13 protein-coding genes are annotated in these 16080 nt (G+C 54.8%); 5 read left to right on the top strand and 8 right to left on the bottom strand.

Annotated features, from left to right (window positions below; genetic code table 11):
- Positions 1 to 15: 15 nt before the first annotated feature.
- Positions 16 to 2142, top strand: a complete 2127-nt coding sequence (yccS, locus tag K7B04_RS13720; protein WP_167576274.1) for a YccS family putative transporter — start codon at positions 16 to 18, stop codon at positions 2140 to 2142.
- On the opposite strand, the gene K7B04_RS13715 is transcribed toward yccS, so the two are convergent.
- Entirely contained in the window at positions 2143 to 2748 is a 606-nt protein-coding gene (locus K7B04_RS13715) for a TfoX/Sxy family DNA transformation protein (RefSeq protein WP_223802252.1), read from the bottom strand.
- 218 nt (positions 2749 to 2966) lie between these two features.
- Here K7B04_RS13715 and sulA point away from each other — a divergent pair, with 218 nt between their 5' ends.
- Together sulA and ompA are read left to right on the top strand one after the other, a co-directional pair.
- A complete protein-coding gene (gene sulA / locus K7B04_RS13710; protein WP_163448561.1) occupies positions 2967 to 3476 on the top strand; it encodes an SOS-induced cell division inhibitor SulA in 510 nt (169 codons plus the stop codon).
- A 355-nt stretch (positions 3477 to 3831) separates the two neighbouring features.
- Positions 3832 to 4887 carry a porin OmpA gene (gene ompA, locus K7B04_RS13705; RefSeq protein ID WP_167576276.1) on the top strand — a complete coding sequence of 352 codons (1056 nt, stop codon included), beginning with the start codon at positions 3832 to 3834 and terminating at the stop codon, positions 4885 to 4887.
- Between the two features lie 90 nt (positions 4888 to 4977).
- Here ompA and matP read toward each other — a convergent pair whose 3' ends face one another.
- On the bottom strand, positions 4978 to 5433 hold the full coding sequence (gene matP, locus K7B04_RS13700) for a macrodomain Ter protein MatP (protein ID WP_167576277.1): 456 nt from the start codon (positions 5431 to 5433) through the stop codon (positions 4978 to 4980).
- A gap of 184 nt (positions 5434 to 5617) precedes the next feature.
- Between matP and K7B04_RS13695 the strand changes: the two genes are divergently transcribed.
- Complete coding sequence (locus tag K7B04_RS13695; RefSeq protein WP_223802251.1) at positions 5618 to 7378, top strand: Lon protease family protein; 1761 nt, start codon at positions 5618 to 5620, stop codon at positions 7376 to 7378.
- Between the two features lie 69 nt (positions 7379 to 7447).
- Positions 7448 to 7966, top strand: a complete 519-nt coding sequence (gene fabA / locus K7B04_RS13690; RefSeq protein ID WP_064548854.1) for a 3-hydroxyacyl-[acyl-carrier-protein] dehydratase FabA — start codon at positions 7448 to 7450, stop codon at positions 7964 to 7966.
- Between the two features lie 97 nt (positions 7967 to 8063).
- Here the strand turns inward: fabA and rmf are convergent, their stop codons facing one another.
- The 6 genes from rmf to rlmKL all read right to left on the bottom strand — a co-directional run bounded on the left by rmf (position 8064) and on the right by rlmKL (position 15988).
- A complete protein-coding gene (gene rmf, locus K7B04_RS13685; protein WP_163448557.1) occupies positions 8064 to 8231 on the bottom strand; it encodes a ribosome modulation factor in 168 nt (55 codons plus the stop codon).
- A gap of 262 nt (positions 8232 to 8493) precedes the next feature.
- Positions 8494 to 9048 (bottom strand): membrane integrity-associated transporter subunit PqiC, encoded by a 555-nt coding sequence (pqiC, locus tag K7B04_RS13680; protein WP_223802250.1) that lies wholly within the window; start codon positions 9046 to 9048, stop codon positions 8494 to 8496.
- Positions 9048 to 10685: an intermembrane transport protein PqiB gene (pqiB, locus tag K7B04_RS13675; RefSeq protein WP_163448553.1), complete on the bottom strand. Its 1638-nt coding sequence runs from the start codon at positions 10683 to 10685 to the stop codon at positions 9048 to 9050. The genes pqiC and pqiB overlap by 1 nt, the downstream gene beginning before the upstream one ends.
- Positions 10686 to 10689: 4 nt before the next feature.
- A complete protein-coding gene (pqiA, locus tag K7B04_RS13670) occupies positions 10690 to 11949 on the bottom strand; it encodes a membrane integrity-associated transporter subunit PqiA (protein ID WP_223802249.1) in 1260 nt (419 codons plus the stop codon).
- A 13-nt stretch (positions 11950 to 11962) separates the two neighbouring features.
- The gene (locus tag K7B04_RS13665; protein ID WP_167576281.1) at positions 11963 to 13870 is read right to left on the bottom strand and encodes an ABC transporter ATP-binding protein; all 1908 of its coding nucleotides are present in this window, start codon (positions 13868 to 13870) and stop codon (positions 11963 to 11965) included.
- Between the two features lie 12 nt (positions 13871 to 13882).
- Complete coding sequence (gene rlmKL, locus K7B04_RS13660) at positions 13883 to 15988, bottom strand: bifunctional 23S rRNA (guanine(2069)-N(7))-methyltransferase RlmK/23S rRNA (guanine(2445)-N(2))-methyltransferase RlmL (RefSeq protein ID WP_223802248.1); 2106 nt, start codon at positions 15986 to 15988, stop codon at positions 13883 to 13885.
- Positions 15989 to 16080 lie beyond the last annotated feature (92 nt).

Raw genomic sequence — 16080 nt, 5'->3', positions numbered from 1 at the left:
GGACTCTTAACCGCTATGCTAAGCCCGCTGCTTCGCCGCTATACATGGAACAGTACCTGGCTGTACAACGCCAGAATATTTATTGCGCTCATTGGCACAACCGCCCTGCCCTGGTGGCTGGGCGATGCAAAGCTGACCATCCCGCTCACCCTTGGGGTGGTCGCCGCTGCGCTAACGGATCTCGACGACCGTCTGACCGGGCGGCTACGTAACCTGGTTATTACCCTGATTTGCTTTTTTATCGCTTCAGCATCGGTTGAAGTGCTGTTTCCCTGGCCTTGGTTGTTTGCGCTGGGGCTCACCGTGTCGACCATCGGGTTTATTCTGCTGGGCGGGCTGGGGCAGCGCTATGCCACCATCGCCTTTGGCGCGCTGCTGATTGCCATTTACACGATGCTCGGCGTATCGCTCTACGCGCACTGGTATCAGCAGCCGCTGCTGCTGATTGCAGGGGCCGTATGGTATAACGTCCTGACGCTGACCGGGCACCTGATATTTCCTATTCGCCCATTGCAGGATAACCTCGCCCGCAGCTACGAGCAGCTTGCCCGCTATCTGGAGCTGAAGTCGCGCCTGTTCGATCCCGATCTTGATGACGATAATCAGGCGCCGCTGTATGAGCTGGCGCTGGCAAACGGGCAACTGGTGTCGACGCTCAATCAGACGAAAGCGTCTTTATTAACGCGTCTGCGCGGCGACCGCGGCCAACGCAGCACCCGTCGTACGCTGCACTATTATTTTGTCGCCCAGGATATCCACGAGCGGGCCAGCTCATCGCATATACAATATCAGGCGCTACGCGACCAGTTCCGCTACAGCGATGTGATGTTCCGCTTCCAGCGCCTGCTTTCAATGCAGTCTATCGCCTGTCAGGATCTGGCTAAGGCCATTTTGCTGCGCACGCCTTATCAGCATGACGCCCGTTTTGAGCGCGCCTTTACCCATCTGGACGCCGCGCTGGATCGCGTGCGCGCCAGCGGTACCGCGCCGGAGCAGATGAAAGCGCTGGGTTTTCTGCTCAACAACCTGCGAGCCATCGACGCCCAACTCGCCACTATTGAGTCTGAACAGTCGCCGTCGCAGACGAACAGCGAAACGGAGAATGTTCTTGCCGATGATAGCCTGCACGGTTTCGACGATATTCTTTCACGCCTGAGTCGTAATATGTCGCCGGAGTCCGCGCTGTTCCGCCACGCGGTGCGCATGTCGGTGGTGCTGTGCGTTGGCTATGCCTTTATCCAGTTGACCGGATTACAGCACGGCTACTGGATTTTGCTCACCAGCCTGTTCGTCTGCCAGCCGAACTACAACGCCACTCGCCATCGCCTGGCGCTGCGTATTATCGGCACGCTAGTCGGCGTAGCGTTGGGCCTGCCGATTCTCTGGCTGGTGCCCTCGCTGGAAGGGCAACTTATACTGATTGTGGTCACAGGCGTGCTGTTCTTCGCTTTTCGCAACGTACAATACGCTCACGCGACGATGTTTATTACCCTGCTCGTGCTCCTGTGCTTTAACCTGCTGGGCGAAGGGTTCGAAGTGGCGTTGCCGCGCGTGGTGGATACGTTGATTGGCTGCGGTATTGCCTGGCTGGCGGTGAGTTTTATCTGGCCAGACTGGAAATTCCGTAACCTGCCGCGCGTTCTGGAGCGAGCCGTGGACGCTAACTGTCGCTATCTGGATGCAATTCTCGAGCAGTATCATCAGGGCCGCGATAACCGTCTGGCCTACCGTATTGCGCGCCGCGATGCGCATAATCGGGATGCTGAGCTGGCCTCGGTGGTATCCAACATGTCTACCGAACCGAAGGTCACCGCCGAAATGCGGGAAACCGCGTTCCGCTTACTGTGCCTGAACCACACGCTCACCAGCTACATCTCGGCGTTGGGTGCCCATCGCGAAAAACTGACCACCGCAGAGATTCTGGCGCTTCTGGACGACGCCGTCTGCTACGTCGACGATGCGCTGCATCATCAGCCCGCAGATGAACAACGGGTTCAGCAGGCGTTAAGTGGGCTCGCGGCGAGGATCCATCATCTCGATCCTCGTCCGGACAGCAAAGAGCCACTGGTTCTGCAACAAATCGGCCTGATGATTTCTCTGCTGCCTGAAATCTGCCGTCTGCAGAAGCAGGTGATGCGCTAATTACCTTTTCTGGGTGTAATTTTGCACCCACGTTTCCAGCTCCTGGCGCGTTTTCGCCGGGAGCGCCGCGGCGTGAACACCGATGATAGCCCCTTCCAGCGAATACAACACATTCACACTCAGCTGTTTACGTAACTGCCGAAGCCGCATCCACGCCGTTTTAGAACCCATTTGCCGCAGCGTACGGACGTCCTTAATACCTGCTTCATGCAACAGCAGTTCCATATGAAAAGAGAGATTGGGAAGATCTTTGAGCCGTAAATGCCGCCGTCGACGCTTCTCACTTTGCGCATCTTCAAGCGCGAACTGACCAAGCAAAAGCAGTTCTGCTCTATTCGACCACAGCCGTTCATCGACGCGAAAATAGTTAAGCTGCTGCGCATGCCCTCGTTTACGTACCGTTAACAGTGGCGGTGAGTGCTGGGCCTGATAGGTGGCGTTTTTTTCGCACGCCCTCAGATACAGCTCACCTTCTGCGACCATAGCAAAGACGGTATTGTCGACGGCCAGACTATAGCCGCCAAACAGTGCCCGAGACTTCACTTTCCCCAACACCGAGAAATATTCCTGGGATTGGTAAATCCGTTTATAAGAGATAATCTTCATGATTAATCCTTAATAATCATGCACATGAATACATTAAATTTATTAATCGTTCATATAACAAGCAACATAGGGAAGTTCTACCGGTACGGCAAGATGAATTTGTCATCATGAGTATTTCTTGTGCAATTTTGCGAGATGCTTTCAGAAAATGAGGTTGATCTTTAGACTTTGGGGTAGTACTGTATATTCATACAGTAACCCACAAGGTTGGATTAGCTATGTATACTTCTGGTGTCGTAAATCGTTCTTCTGTCACAGCCGCCACAACGGCTTCCCATGCTTTTACTCCGGTAAACAGCACCCCTGCCGCTTTAATTAGTGAAGTGCTCTATCGCGAAGATCAACCGATGATGGCACAGCTGTTACTGCTGCCATTGTTACAGCAGTTAGGTCAGCAGTCTCGCTGGCAGCTGTGGCTCACGCCGCAGCAGAAGTTAAGCCGCCAGTGGGTACAGGCCTCTGGTCTGCCGCTCACAAAAGTCATGCAGCTTCGCCAGATGTCACCCTGCGATATGCTCGACTCGATGGTTCGCGCATCACGTACCGGTAATTATAGTGTCGTTATTGGTTGGCTGAGCGAAGAATTGTCCGTAGAAGAACATGCTCGTTTACAAAACGCGGCGGAAGAAGGTAACGCAATGGTGTTCATTATGCGACCAGTTCAGACCGCATTACATCCAACAGGACAATTTAATGGGCTAAAAATTCACTCGAATTTGTACCATTAAGCGAAATTAAGAATTTTCCTGGGATTTTTTTTGCATTTTTTTTATCTGTCCGTTTTTATGGATGATTACAGGCAGAATGCTGGTCTGATGCGGTTTCCCGAATTTTATGTCGATTATTTTTTCGACACATTTGTTAAATATTGCGTATACAAGTCTTTTTTTTTCATAAGCCTGACGGAGTTCACACTTGTAAGTTTCCAACGACGTTGTAGACTTTACATCGCCAGGGGTGCTCAGCTTAACACCGCAGAGTTCTGCTAAGTATTTAACTAAGCCCCGCCCCCGGTGGAAGGATTTAACCGTGAGTCTATTTAGAACTTCATGGCAAATTTTGGATGATAACGAGGCGCAAAAAATGAAAAAGACAGCTATCGCGATTGCAGTGGCACTGGCAGGCTTCGCTTCCGTAGCGCAGGCCGCTCCGCAAGACAACACCTGGTATGCTGGTGGTAAACTGGGTTGGTCCCAGTTCCATGACACCGGTTGGTACCAGAGTGACCTGAACAACAACGGTTCTACCCACAACAGCCAGCTGGGCGCAGGCGCGTTCGGTGGTTACCAGGTTAACCCGTACGTTGGTTTCGAAATGGGTTACGACTGGCTGGGCCGTATGGAATACACCGGCAGCCAGACCAATGGCGCTCTGAAAGCTCAAGGCGTTCAGCTGACTGCTAAACTGGGCTACCCAGTTACTGACGATCTGGACATCTACACTCGTCTGGGTGGTATGGTTTGGCGTGCAGACTCCAACAACAACCAGATTGGTAAAAACCACGACACCGGCGTTTCCCCAGTATTCGCTGGCGGCGTTGAGTGGGCTGTCACTCGTGACATCGCTACCCGTCTGGAATACCAGTGGGTTAACAACATCGGCGACGCAAACACTGTAGGTGTACGTCCTGATAACGGCATGCTGAGCGTAGGCGTTTCCTACCGCTTCGGCCAGCAGGATGCTGCTGCTCCGGTAGTTGCACCGGCTCCGGCTCCGGCTCCAGAAGTACAGACCAAACACTTCACTCTGAAGTCTGACGTTCTGTTCAACTTCAACAAAGCAACCCTGAAACCGGAAGGTAAACAGGCTCTGGATCAGATGTACTCCCAGCTGAGCAACCTGGATCCGAAAGACGGTTCCGTAGTTGTTCTGGGCTTCACTGACCGCATCGGTTCTGACGCTTACAACCAGGGTCTGTCCGAGAAACGTGCTCAGTCCGTTGTTGATTACCTGATCTCCAAAGGTATCCCGTCTGACAAAATCTCTGCACGTGGCATGGGCGAATCCAACCCGGTTACCGGCAACACCTGTGACAACGTGAAAGCTCGCGCTGCACTGATCGACTGCCTGGCACCGGATCGTCGCGTAGAGATCGAAGTTAAAGGCGTTAAAGACGTTGTAACTCAGCCAGCGGCTTAAGTTCTCGTCTCATAAAAAAACCCCGCGCTGCGGGGTTTTTTTTCGGCCATTTTCTGCTGTCAGCAAAGAGGAGCCCGACCGCAGCCAGGGCTATTTGTCTTTCCCTAGCATGGCCTCGAGATCCTGCTTCAGGCTGGACATCTTACTCGCGTATTTCTCTTTATTTTCTGCATCTTCAATCAGCTGAACGATCGTCTCCGACAGCGTCTTACCGCGACGCTGCGCCAGCCCTGCCAGCCTCTGCCAGACGGCAAATTCCAGGTCGATAGATTTCTTACGGGTATGCTGATGCTCGGCGTTAAAATGACGCTTACGGCGCGCACGTATCGTCTGCTTCATACGGTTCACCAGTTGCGGATTAATATGCTGAGCAATCCAGCTATTAACCTGAACCGGTTCATGTTCCAGTGTCAGCAAAACATCGACGGCCTCTTGCGCGGCGCTGGCTTCAATGTAGCGGGTGACAGGCTCACCTTCCCGGTGTTTTTTCACCAGGTATTTCCACTTCCAGCCGCTTTCAAGATTTTCCAGTTGTTGATATTTCATGGCGATCTCAGTGTGACCGTGTAACTCTTTTCAGGATAACAGTTTTTTCTCAATGTGCTGAGAAGAAATCTGCAACTGTGATAGGGATAAAAGCCATCGCAGAAGATACTTCTGTATTCTCCGTGAGCTTCCCCGCGGCATCAGGTATAATCACGCACTTTACATCTGACTAAAAATAGCGACATTGACTATAAATACTCTTTCCCGGCGCTTTCTCGCCCCCGCGACTGAAGCATTCCAGGCGCTATTTGCCCAGCCTGATTTAGCCTCAGAAAACGACTCTTTATTCAGCGAGCTGCAGGCTCGTTTACATTACGCACTTGAGCAGTTTCTGCACCCTCAGGGCGTCTCCCCTTTCTTGCTGGTCAAAGCACCAGAAGAAAAAGAGTATCTGCACCTGCTGACGCAAACAACACGCTCTCTGCGCGATAGCGATGAATCGCCCCTGACGGGCGTCGATTATCAGGTTACCGGCGGCAAGGTCACGATGACGCCTGCGCGCAGCGCCGATGATACGTTTGCCAGCCAGGGGCCTGTTATCTTCGCCGACTGGGTTGAAGCTGAACAGCTCTTTGGCTGCGTACGCCAGTTTAACGGCGAAATCAGTTTACAGCCTGGCCTGGTGCATCAAGCAAACGGCGGCATCCTCGTGCTGCCGTTGCGCACGCTGATGTCGCAGCCGCTGCTGTGGATGCGTTTAAAGAATCAGGTCGTTCAGCAGCGTTTTGACTGGCTGACCTTCGATGACGCCCGTCCGCTGCCGATCAGCATTCCTTCCATGCCAATCAACCTGAAAGTCATCCTCGTGGGCGAACGAGAATCACTGGCCGACTTCCAGGAGATGGAGCCCGAATTGACTGAATCCTCGCTGTACAGCGAGTTCGAAGACAGTCTGCAGCTCGCCGACGAAGCGACCCTGCGCCAGTGGTGCCAGTGGGTGTGGCAGGTAGCGCGTGAGAAATCCCTGCCGGGCCTGGCCGCCGATGCCTGGCCGCTGCTGATGCAGGAAGGCGCACGCTATACCGGCGATCAGGAGATTATGCCGCTCTGTCCGCTGTGGATTAGCCGCCAGCTACGTGAAGCCGCGCCGTTTACCTCTGACGCCGTTATCAACGCCGAGCAGCTGAGAACCATGCTCACCCAGCGTCAGTGGCGTGAAGGTTTCCTCGCCGAGCGCATGCAGGATGAAATCCTGCTTGAACAAATTCTGATTGAAACCGAAGGCGAATGCATTGGGCAGATAAATGCCCTGTCGGTGATCGATTTCCCGGGGCACCCGCGCCCGTTTGGCGAGCCTTCACGCATTAGCTGCGTCGTGCATATTGGTGATGGCGAATTTACCGACGTTGAACGTAAGGCCGAGCTTGGCGGTAACATCCATGCCAAAGGCATGATGCTGATGCAGGCATTCCTGATGGCCGAGCTCGATCTGGATCAGCAGATCCCCTTCTCCGCTTCACTCACCTTTGAGCAGTCATACAGCGAGGTCGATGGCGATAGCGCCTCAATGGCCGAGCTGTGCGCGCTGATTAGCGCATTGGCTAACGTGCCAATCAATCAGAGCATTGCCATGACCGGTTCCGTTGACCAGTTTGGCCGCGCTCAGCCGGTCGGCGGGCTGAACGAAAAAATTGAAGGTTTCTTCGCTATCTGCGCCCAACGTGGCCTGACCGGCAAACAGGGAGTGATTATCCCTTCTGCCAACGTGCGCCATCTAAGCCTTGCCACCGAGGTGCAGGAAGCCGTCGAAGCCGGCGAGTTCTCTATCTGGGCCATTGATGACGTCACCGATGCGCTGCCGCTTCTGACGCAGCTCAACTGGGACGGCGAAGGTCAGACGCTGTTGCAAACTATTCAGGAACGCATCGCACAAGCCACGCAGCAGGAGCCTCGCTACCGCTATCCGTGGCCGTTACGCTGGTTAAACCGGTCGAATTCCAACTGATCGGACTTGTTCAGCGTACACGTGTTAGCTATCCTGCGTCCCGAACTTAAAATAAGGCTTACTGAAAACATGGTAGATAAACGCGAATCTTATACAAAAGAAGACCTTCTTGCCTCTGGTCGCGGTGAACTGTTCGGCGCGAAAGGCCCGCAGTTACCGGCTCCTAGCATGCTGATGATGGATCGTGTCGTGAAAATGACCGAAACCGGCGGCAACTTTGACAAAGGTTACGTTGAAGCCGAGCTGGATATCAACCCGGACCTGTGGTTCTTTGGTTGCCACTTTATCGGCGATCCGGTAATGCCTGGCTGCCTGGGCCTGGATGCAATGTGGCAGTTAGTCGGCTTCTACCTCGGCTGGCTGGGCGGTGAAGGCAAAGGCCGCGCCCTCGGCGTAGGCGAAGTGAAATTCACTGGTCAGGTTCTGCCGACCGCGAAAAAAGTCACCTACCGTATTCACTTCAAGCGCGTCGTTAACCGTCGTCTGATTATGGGTCTGGCGGATGGCGAAGTGCTGGTTGATGGTCGCCTGATCTACTCCGCGACCGACCTGAAAGTCGGTCTGTTCCAGGACACTTCTGCATTCTGATGCCATTTAACGCCGCGATACGCTGGCGATAAATCGGTGTTATGAATCTAAAGGCGAAACCTCCGCAGTGCGGAGGTTTCTTTTTAAAGAGACAGTGTCAGGCAATAACTGCCCTGTCCTCCATGGCTTCTCGCCAGCCTCCCAGCCAGTAAGACCTTTGGTTTATAGTCTGGTAAGGACACATTTCTTTCGGACGCCCGGTAATGCCGGCCTGATATCCACGCTGATGTGCCCGCTCCAGGCGATCTCGTTTTTGTCTCTTCATGCCTCGTTTCCCTCATATCTTGGTCTGGTGGAAAAGAAAACAGTGGCTACAAAATATGCAGGCCACGTAATACGAATACCGCTAAAAAATGGCCCCGTCAATGCGTAGAATTCACACCAATGTCATATTTGTGAGCTAATCAGAAGAACATTTGTACAAAAAATGTGAGGCGGCACAGGTAAGGCGCTGACCTCAGACATAAAAAAACCGCCATCGGTTTTGCACCGACAGCGGCCCTTAGAACAATTAATTCTACTTATGGTTAACGATTGATGGTACGCGCAATAGACGCGGCTTCCTGACTCCAGGCCTGGGCCAGAGTTTTCACCATCGCATCATAACCATCCTGCTGCTGCGCCAGTTCGATGTGGAATGGACGCTTGGTTAACTGCCCCTGATGATTGAGCAGCCATTCGCCGCTCACCACCACTTTGCCATCATAGCGGCCGTGGAATCCACTTACCGACACGTTCAACGTATCCTGGTCGCTGCCCAACGGCTGCGATGAAACCACCCAACCCGGCAGCTGATTGCTCAGGTTGGAAACCAGAGCAGTACGCAGCTGCTGATCCAGCGGGCTGGCCCACAGATTATTGCTGGCAATCACGTACTGAACGTCGCTGGTCTGGTAGACCACCCCGCTGCCCGCAAGGAAGTCAGGAATACTGACCTGCTCTATCCACAGCATGCGTTGGCTGGTGCTGGCACCGTTTTGTACCGTTCCGGTCGCTATCGGCAGCTGATAATACGTTTTATTTTCCGTGGTGCTGCAGGCCGCCAACAGGCAGGTCGCAGCCAGGACTAACCACTTTTTCATTATTTTGCCCTCTTAGGCTCTGGATCTTTTTTATCCTTCGCTTCGAACACCAGCGCGTTGCTCTTCTCATTGAGCGTCTTCAGCACTGGCTGCAGTTCACGCAATACCTGATCCAGACGCTGCATATCGGCCACCATCTTGTTATAGGCCGCGGAACCCGGCTGGAAGCCCTGCATGCTGCGATTCAGTTCACGCAACGTTTTCTGCATGTCACCCGGCAGCTGCTGCGCGGACTGGCTGGCGGTAATCTTGTTCAGATTATCCAGCGTCGTTTGCAGGCGGCGCATCGTATTCTGGCTCTCAGACAGCGTATTGGTGGCCTGTTGCACCATTGGCGTTAACGGCAGATTGTTGATCTTATCCAGCGTCTCCATCAGGCGCTGCTGGATCTGCGCCAGACCGCCGCTGACGGTTGGGATGATCCCCATACCGCTAAACTCTTTCATTTTCGCAATCGCCGGCTCTTTTGGATAGAAATCCAGATCGACGTACAGCGCGCCGGTCACGAGGTTACCGGTTTTCAGCGCCGCACGTAGCCCGCGTTCAATCAGCATCGGCAGATGGCCGCGTACGTCCGGGCTATCGCCAAACTGGGCCGCGAGACGTTCCGGCTCAATCTGGATCAACACCGGGATACGGTAATCATCGGTAATCGACTGGCGCAGGCCCGGCACAAAGTAAGGCACTTTAGCGACGGTACCGAGGCGAATCCCACGGAACTCAACCGGCGCGCCGGGTTGCAGACCACGAATAGAATCCTTAAAGAACATCAGGTAGTCGATATGCTGGGTATAGAGCGAATCCTGAATGCTTTTTTGATCGTCGTAGAGCTTAAACGCCGTCTTTTCCGCAATCGGCTGGCCCAGATCGACGCCTTCCGGCACGTCAAAGCTCACCCCGCCGCTGAACAGCGTCGCCAGCGACCCCATCTCAACGCGCATCCCGGCAGAGGTCAGATCCACCGCCACGCCGCTGTCTTTCCAGAAACGAACGTTACTGGTCACCAGGCGATCGTTCGGCGCGCTGATAAACAGCTGATAGCTGATGCTACGGGTTTGCGGATCGAAAGTACTGGTTTCCACCGACCCCACGCGATAGCCACGGAACAGGACCGGATCGCCGGGGCTTAGCTGCCCGGCCTTTTTGCTGTCGAGCAGCACGCGAATGCCCTTCGCATCTGGCGGCGCCAGCGGCGGCGAGTCCAGCAGTTGATACTGATTTAGCACCGAGCCTTTTTTGCCCGGCTGCAGCTCCACATAGGCGCCCGAGAGCAAGGTGCCAAGGCCGCTAATGCCTTCACGCCCCACCTGCGGTTTCACAACCCAGAAAACGGAGTCTTTATGCAGTAGCTTCTCCATTCCGGAATTCAGACGCGCCTTAATTTCTACGTGGGTCAGATCGTCGGTCAGCGTGGTGCTTTCTACCACGCCAACGTCCACGCTTCGGCTTTTAATGCGGGTTTTACCGCCCTCGATCCCTTCCGCGTTGGTGGTGATCAACGTCACCTCTGGCCCCTGATGGCTATAGTGATAGAACAGGATCCAGGCGCCAATCAGCGCGGTCACAATCGGGAAGATCCAAACGGGAGACCAGTTTTTCACTTTCTGCACTTTTGCCTCCCCACTCTTGGTTTCCATGCTTTTACGACTCCTCATGGCTTGATTCAGGTTCCCGATCCCACGACAGCCGAGGATCAAACGTCATTGCCGAGAACATGGTCATGATGACAACCAGCGCAAACATCAGCGCGCCAATCGCCGGATAAATATTCATTAGCCCCCCAATACGCACCAGCGCGGAGAGCACTGCAATGACGAACACATCAATCATTGACCAGCGGCCCACAAACTCAACCACTTCATAGATTAAGTGCATGCGTTCGCTGTCACGGTGACGCCGTTTCAGGCCGTTCGCGTCCAGACACAGCCAGGCAATGGCAATCATCTTCAGCGTCGGGACCATAATACTGGCGATAAAAATCACCATTGCGACCGGATATGAACCTTCGCTCCACAACAAAATCACCCCGGCAATAATCGTCGACGGCATTTTGTCACCCAGCAGATCGGTAATCATGATCGGCAGGATATTGGCGGGAAGATACAGGATAATCGACGTCACCAGCAGCGCCATGGTCCACTGTAAGCTGTTTTTACGACGAGCATGGCCTTTGCTGTGGCAACGCGGACATTCCAGTTGGTCGACCGGTAAAATGGCCGTACAGCAGGCGCAGGAACGCAACCCCTGCCGCATACCGGTGATGCCCGGCTTCAACGGCTGCGCCAGCGCAGGCATCGGGGCAATATCGTCCCACAGCCAGCGGCGGTCGACGCACTGGAAGGTACGAAGCTGGAGCAAACAGAACAGACACCAGGGCAGGAAGCTGCTGCCTACGCCAATATCACCGTAAGCCATCAATTTCACAAAACTCACCAATACCCCGGCGAGAAAGATTTCCGCCATCCCCCACGTTTTCAGCGTGAACAGAACGCGCGCCAGAAACGCTTTCAGGCGATGGGGCATTGGTACCCGATTTACCAGTAGCAGGATGGTAATCAGACAGAATGCCGGCACCAGTTGCACAAATAGCAAGAAGAACGTCCCGAGGCTGGCGTAGTCTTCCGAGAACATGACGCTGGGAATTTCCAGCAGTTCAATCTGGCTGGTCACTCCCGCGACGTTCATGCTGATAAAAGGGAAAAGGTTGGCCAGCAGCAGCATGAATAGCGCCACCAGCACGTAGGCGGTGGGACGGCGTCTCGGCTCGTCCCACACGGTTGTCAGCGTCGTGCCGCAACGCGGACAGGTCGCTTTATGTCGGTGCTCGAGGTGCGGCAACGCCACCAGCATGTCGCACTGTGAGCACAGAATATGCTGCGCAGCATGATGTTGTTCGCACATGAAAAGTCCTCAATCAGGCGCCGTTTTTCAACGCTTCCAGATATTCCCATCGTTCAAACGCTTCTTCCAGCGCCTGTTCCGCCTGCGACAGATCGGCCAGCACCTTTTGGGTGTGGTCATGCGGTTGGCTGAAGAAGTTTGCGTCAGCAACCTGCGCCTGTAACGCCTCTAATTCCGCTTCCAGCGTTTCCAGTTTCTGCGGCAGTTGCTCCAGCTCGCGCTGCAGGTTATAGCTTAGTTTGTTACTGGTGCGTTTGACAGTTTCTGCTTTAGCTTGAACCACTTCCGGCGTTTTCTTAATATTCGCCTGTTTTTGCGCCTGTGACTGCGACTGCTGCCCACGCGCATCGTGATAGCCGCCGACATACTGACCAATGCGCCCTTCACCTTCGAAGATCCAGCACTCGGTAACGGTATTGTCGACAAACTGACGATCGTGGCTCACCAGCAGCACGGTGCCCTGGTAGCCGTCGATCAGCTCTTCCAGCAGTTCAAGGGTTTCGACGTCCAGGTCGTTGGTCGGTTCATCGAGAATCAACAGGTTACTTGGCTTGAGGAACAGACGTGCCAGCAACAGACGGTTACGCTCGCCGCCGGACAGCGCGCGCACCGGCGTCATCGCCCGCTTCGGATGGAACAGGAAGTCCTGCAGGTAGCCCAGCACGTGGCGCGGCTTACCGTTCACCATCACTTCCTGTTTACCTTCCGCCAGGTTGTCCATCACCGTCCGGTCCGGATCCAGCTCAGCGCGGTGCTGATCGAAGTAGGCGACTTCCAGCTTGGTACCAACGTGAATACGCCCGCTATCGGCCTGCAGTTGACCCAGCATCAGCTTCAGCAGCGTGGTTTTACCGCAACCGTTCGCGCCAATTAGCGCAATTTTATCGCCGCGCTGGACCTGGGCGGAGAAATCTTTCACCAGCACTTTGCCGTCAACCTGATAGTTGACGTCTTCCATTTCAAAGACGATTTTGCCGGAGCGGGAAGCCTCTTCCACCTGCATCTTCGCGCTGCCCATTACTTCGCGGCGGGCGCTGCGTTCATTACGCATCGCTTTCAGGGCGCGAACGCGCCCCTCGTTACGGGTACGACGCGCCTTAATGCCCTGACGGATCCACACTTCTTCCTGCGCCAGCTTGCGATCGAACTCGGCATTTTGCAGCTCTTCAACGCGCAGCGCTTCTTCTTTTTCGATCAGATACTGATCGTAGTTACCCGGATAGGTCACCAGCTTGCCGCGATCGAGATCGACAATACGGGTCGCCATATTCCGGATAAACGAACGGTCGTGCGAAATGAAGATAATTGTGCCTTTAAAGGTTTTCAGGAAACCTTCCAGCCAGTCGATGGTTTCGATATCCAGGTGGTTCGTCGGTTCATCAAGCAGCAGCACGCGCGGCGCGCTCACCAGCGCGCGGCCCAGCGCCGCTTTACGCAGCCAGCCGCCCGACAGTGACGCCAGCTCCATATCGGGCTCCAGCCCAAGCTGCGCCAGCACTTCGTTGATGCGGTTTTCAAGCTGCCACAGGCCGTGGTGATCCAGCTGTTCCTGAACCTTTGCCAGCTCCTGCAAATTTTTATCGCTCGGATCGGTGATCACCAGGTGCGAGATATCGTGATAGCGTTTGAGGTATTCCGCTTGTTCTTCGATACCTTCGGCAACGAAATCATACACGCTACCCTGCACGTTACGCGGCGGATCCTGCTGCAGACGCGCCACGACCAGATCCTGTTCGTAGACAATACGCCCATCGTCAAGACCCTGCTCACGGTTAAGGATCTTCATCAGCGTCGATTTGCCCGCGCCGTTACGGCCAACCAGACAGACGCGCTCGTTATCCTCAATGTGCAGCTCGGCGTTGTCGAGAAGCGGCGCGTCGCTGAACGACAGCCAGGCGCCATGCATACTAATTAATGACATTCTTTATTCCTTTCAGGCTGCGGTAATCAGCCAGCAGTTGTGGATCTGACGGTTACGGGCAAAATCCTGCGACTGTGTTTTCTGGGTAATGTCTTGTGCTTTCAGTCCCAGTTCTGCCAGGCCGTCGTGGTCCATACGGAAGCCGCGTTTGTTGTTGGAGAACATGATAGTGCCGCCTTTACGCAGCAGACGTTTCAGATCCTTCATCAAACGCAGGTGATCGCGCTGGACGTCAAACGCATCTTCCATGCGCTTGGAGTTAGAGAAAGTCGGCGGATCGATAAAGATCACATCAAACTGTTCGTCGGTATCGCGCAGCCATGCCAGCACGTCCGCCTGCATCAGGCGATGCGCGCGACCGGTCAGGCCGTTCAGACGCAGGTTGCGTTCCGCCCACTCGAGGTAGGTACGCGACATATCCACGGTGGTGGTCGAGCGCGCGCCGCCAAGACCGGCGTGCACGCTGGCGCTACCGGTGTAGGAGAACAGGTTGAGGAAGTCTTTGCCTTTACTCATCTCGCCGAGCATGCGGCGAGCAATACGGTGATCAAGGAACAGGCCGGTATCCAGATAATCAGTCAGGTTGACCCACAGACGCGCGTTATATTCGCTCACCTGCATGAAGTCGCCCTTCTCGTTCATCTTCTGATACTGGTTTTTGCCTTTCTGGCGCTCACGGGTTTTCAGTACCAGCTTGTTCGGCGCGATCCCCAGCACCGCGATGGTGGCGGCGATGATATCGAACAGACGCTGACGCGCTTTGTTAGCATCTACGGTTTTCGGCGGCGCATATTCCTGCACCACTACCCAGTCGGCGTAGCGGTCAACGGCCACGTTATATTCCGGCAGGTCGGCATCGTACAGGCGATAGCATTCGATGCCCTCCTGTTTGGCCCACTTTTCAAATTTCTTCAGGTTTTTACGCAGACGGTTGGCATAGTCTTCCGCCAGCGATGCCGGTTTCTCACCCGTCGATTCGGTCAAATGATAGTTTTTCTGCACGCAGTCCAGCGGGCCGTTTTTCGCCTTAAACTGGCGTTCGGCACGCAATTGCAGGCAGCTCAGCAATTCCGGAGAGGCGCTGAACAGCGACAGGTTCCAGCCGCCAAACTGGTTTTTCATATTGCGCCCCAGCAGGCTGTGCATGGCAATCAACGCCGGTTCGCTTTCCAGGCGTTCGCCGTAAGGCGGGTTGCTGATAACAGTGCCGTACGGGCCTTTCGGCAGCGGGTTGCTCAGCTGCGCCACGTCTTTCACTTCAAAGGTGATCAGCTCGCCAATTCCGGCGCGACGGGCGTTACTGCGCGCCAGCTCCACCACGCGACTATCCACGTCAGAGCCAAAGAAACGGGATTCGTAGGCGGCGAGCCCGGCACGTGCGCGGGTCTGCGCGTCAGCCTTCACTTCTTTCCAGACGGCGTCGTCGTGCTGTGCCCAGCCGCTAAAGCCCCAGTGGCCGCGATGCAGCCCCGGCGCGCGATCGGTGGCCCACATCGCCGCTTCAATCAGCAGCGTACCGGAACCACACATTGGATCGAGCAGCGGCGTGCCCGGCACCCAGCCAGAACGCATCACGATAGCCGCCGCGAGGTTTTCTTTGATTGGCGCCATACCGGTGCGATCGCGGTAGCCGCGAAGGTGCAGACCTTCGCCGCTCAGGTCGAAAGAAATATAGGCGGTCTCTTTATTGAGGCGCACGTTAATACGCAGATCCGGATTGTCGCGATCGACGTTCGGACGCGGTAGATTTTTGCGCGTAAAGGCATCGACGATTGCATCTTTTACTTTCAACGCACCGTACTGACTGTTACGAATGCTATCGTTCAGGCCGCCGAAGCTGACCGCGAAGGTAGCATCCGGGGTGAAGATAGAGGTCCAGTCAATAGCCTGTACGCCAAGATACAGATCGAGATCGCTCCAGACGCTACATTCTCCCAGTGGCATCATGATGCGCGACGCCAGACGGCTCCACATCAGGCTTTTGTACAGAAGCTGCGTGTCGCCCTGGAAATGGACGCCGCCCTGGGCAATCTGGCACTCTTGGGCGCCCAGGCCTTCCAGTTCAGTTTTTAACAGCTCTTCCAGCCCACGGGCCGTACTGGCAAACAGAGAATTCATATCGTCACTTTTACTCGCAGAAAATTGTTGCGCATTATAGCCAATCTGCGCCCCATGTCATAAAGTTAAAGGCTTATTTTCGACTCAGGGAC

The organism is Kluyvera sp. CRP, from assembly GCF_019930565.1.
GTDB lineage: Bacteria > Pseudomonadota > Gammaproteobacteria > Enterobacterales > Enterobacteriaceae > Kluyvera > Kluyvera georgiana_A.
The sequence above is the reverse complement of the archived record's forward strand: the minus strand, read 5'-3'. Positions and strand labels throughout refer to the sequence as shown.

Excerpts from the sequence above, each read along its gene's own strand:
- matP (WP_167576277.1), bottom strand. The coding sequence starts at position 5,433 with ATGAAATATCAACAACTGGAAAATCTTGAAAGCGGCTGGAAGTGGAAA.
- sulA (WP_163448561.1), top strand. The coding sequence starts at position 2,967 with ATGTATACTTCTGGTGTCGTAAATCGTTCTTCTGTCACAGCCGCCACA.
- pqiB (WP_163448553.1), bottom strand. The coding sequence starts at position 10,685 with ATGGAAACCAAGAGTGGGGAGGCAAAAGTGCAGAAAGTGAAAAACTGG.
- pqiA (WP_223802249.1), bottom strand. The coding sequence starts at position 11,949 with ATGTGCGAACAACATCATGCTGCGCAGCATATTCTGTGCTCACAGTGC.
- pqiC (WP_223802250.1), bottom strand. The coding sequence starts at position 9,048 with ATGAAAAAGTGGTTAGTCCTGGCTGCGACCTGCCTGTTGGCGGCCTGC.
- rlmKL (WP_223802248.1), bottom strand. The coding sequence starts at position 15,988 with ATGAATTCTCTGTTTGCCAGTACGGCCCGTGGGCTGGAAGAGCTGTTA.
- rmf (WP_163448557.1), bottom strand. The coding sequence starts at position 8,231 with ATGAAGAGACAAAAACGAGATCGCCTGGAGCGGGCACATCAGCGTGGA.
- K7B04_RS13715 (WP_223802252.1), bottom strand. The coding sequence starts at position 2,748 with ATGAAGATTATCTCTTATAAACGGATTTACCAATCCCAGGAATATTTC.
- K7B04_RS13665 (WP_167576281.1), bottom strand. The coding sequence starts at position 13,870 with ATGTCATTAATTAGTATGCATGGCGCCTGGCTGTCGTTCAGCGACGCG.
- ompA (WP_167576276.1), top strand. The coding sequence starts at position 3,832 with ATGAAAAAGACAGCTATCGCGATTGCAGTGGCACTGGCAGGCTTCGCT.
- fabA (WP_064548854.1), top strand. The coding sequence starts at position 7,448 with ATGGTAGATAAACGCGAATCTTATACAAAAGAAGACCTTCTTGCCTCT.
- yccS (WP_167576274.1), top strand. The coding sequence starts at position 16 with ATGCTAAGCCCGCTGCTTCGCCGCTATACATGGAACAGTACCTGGCTG.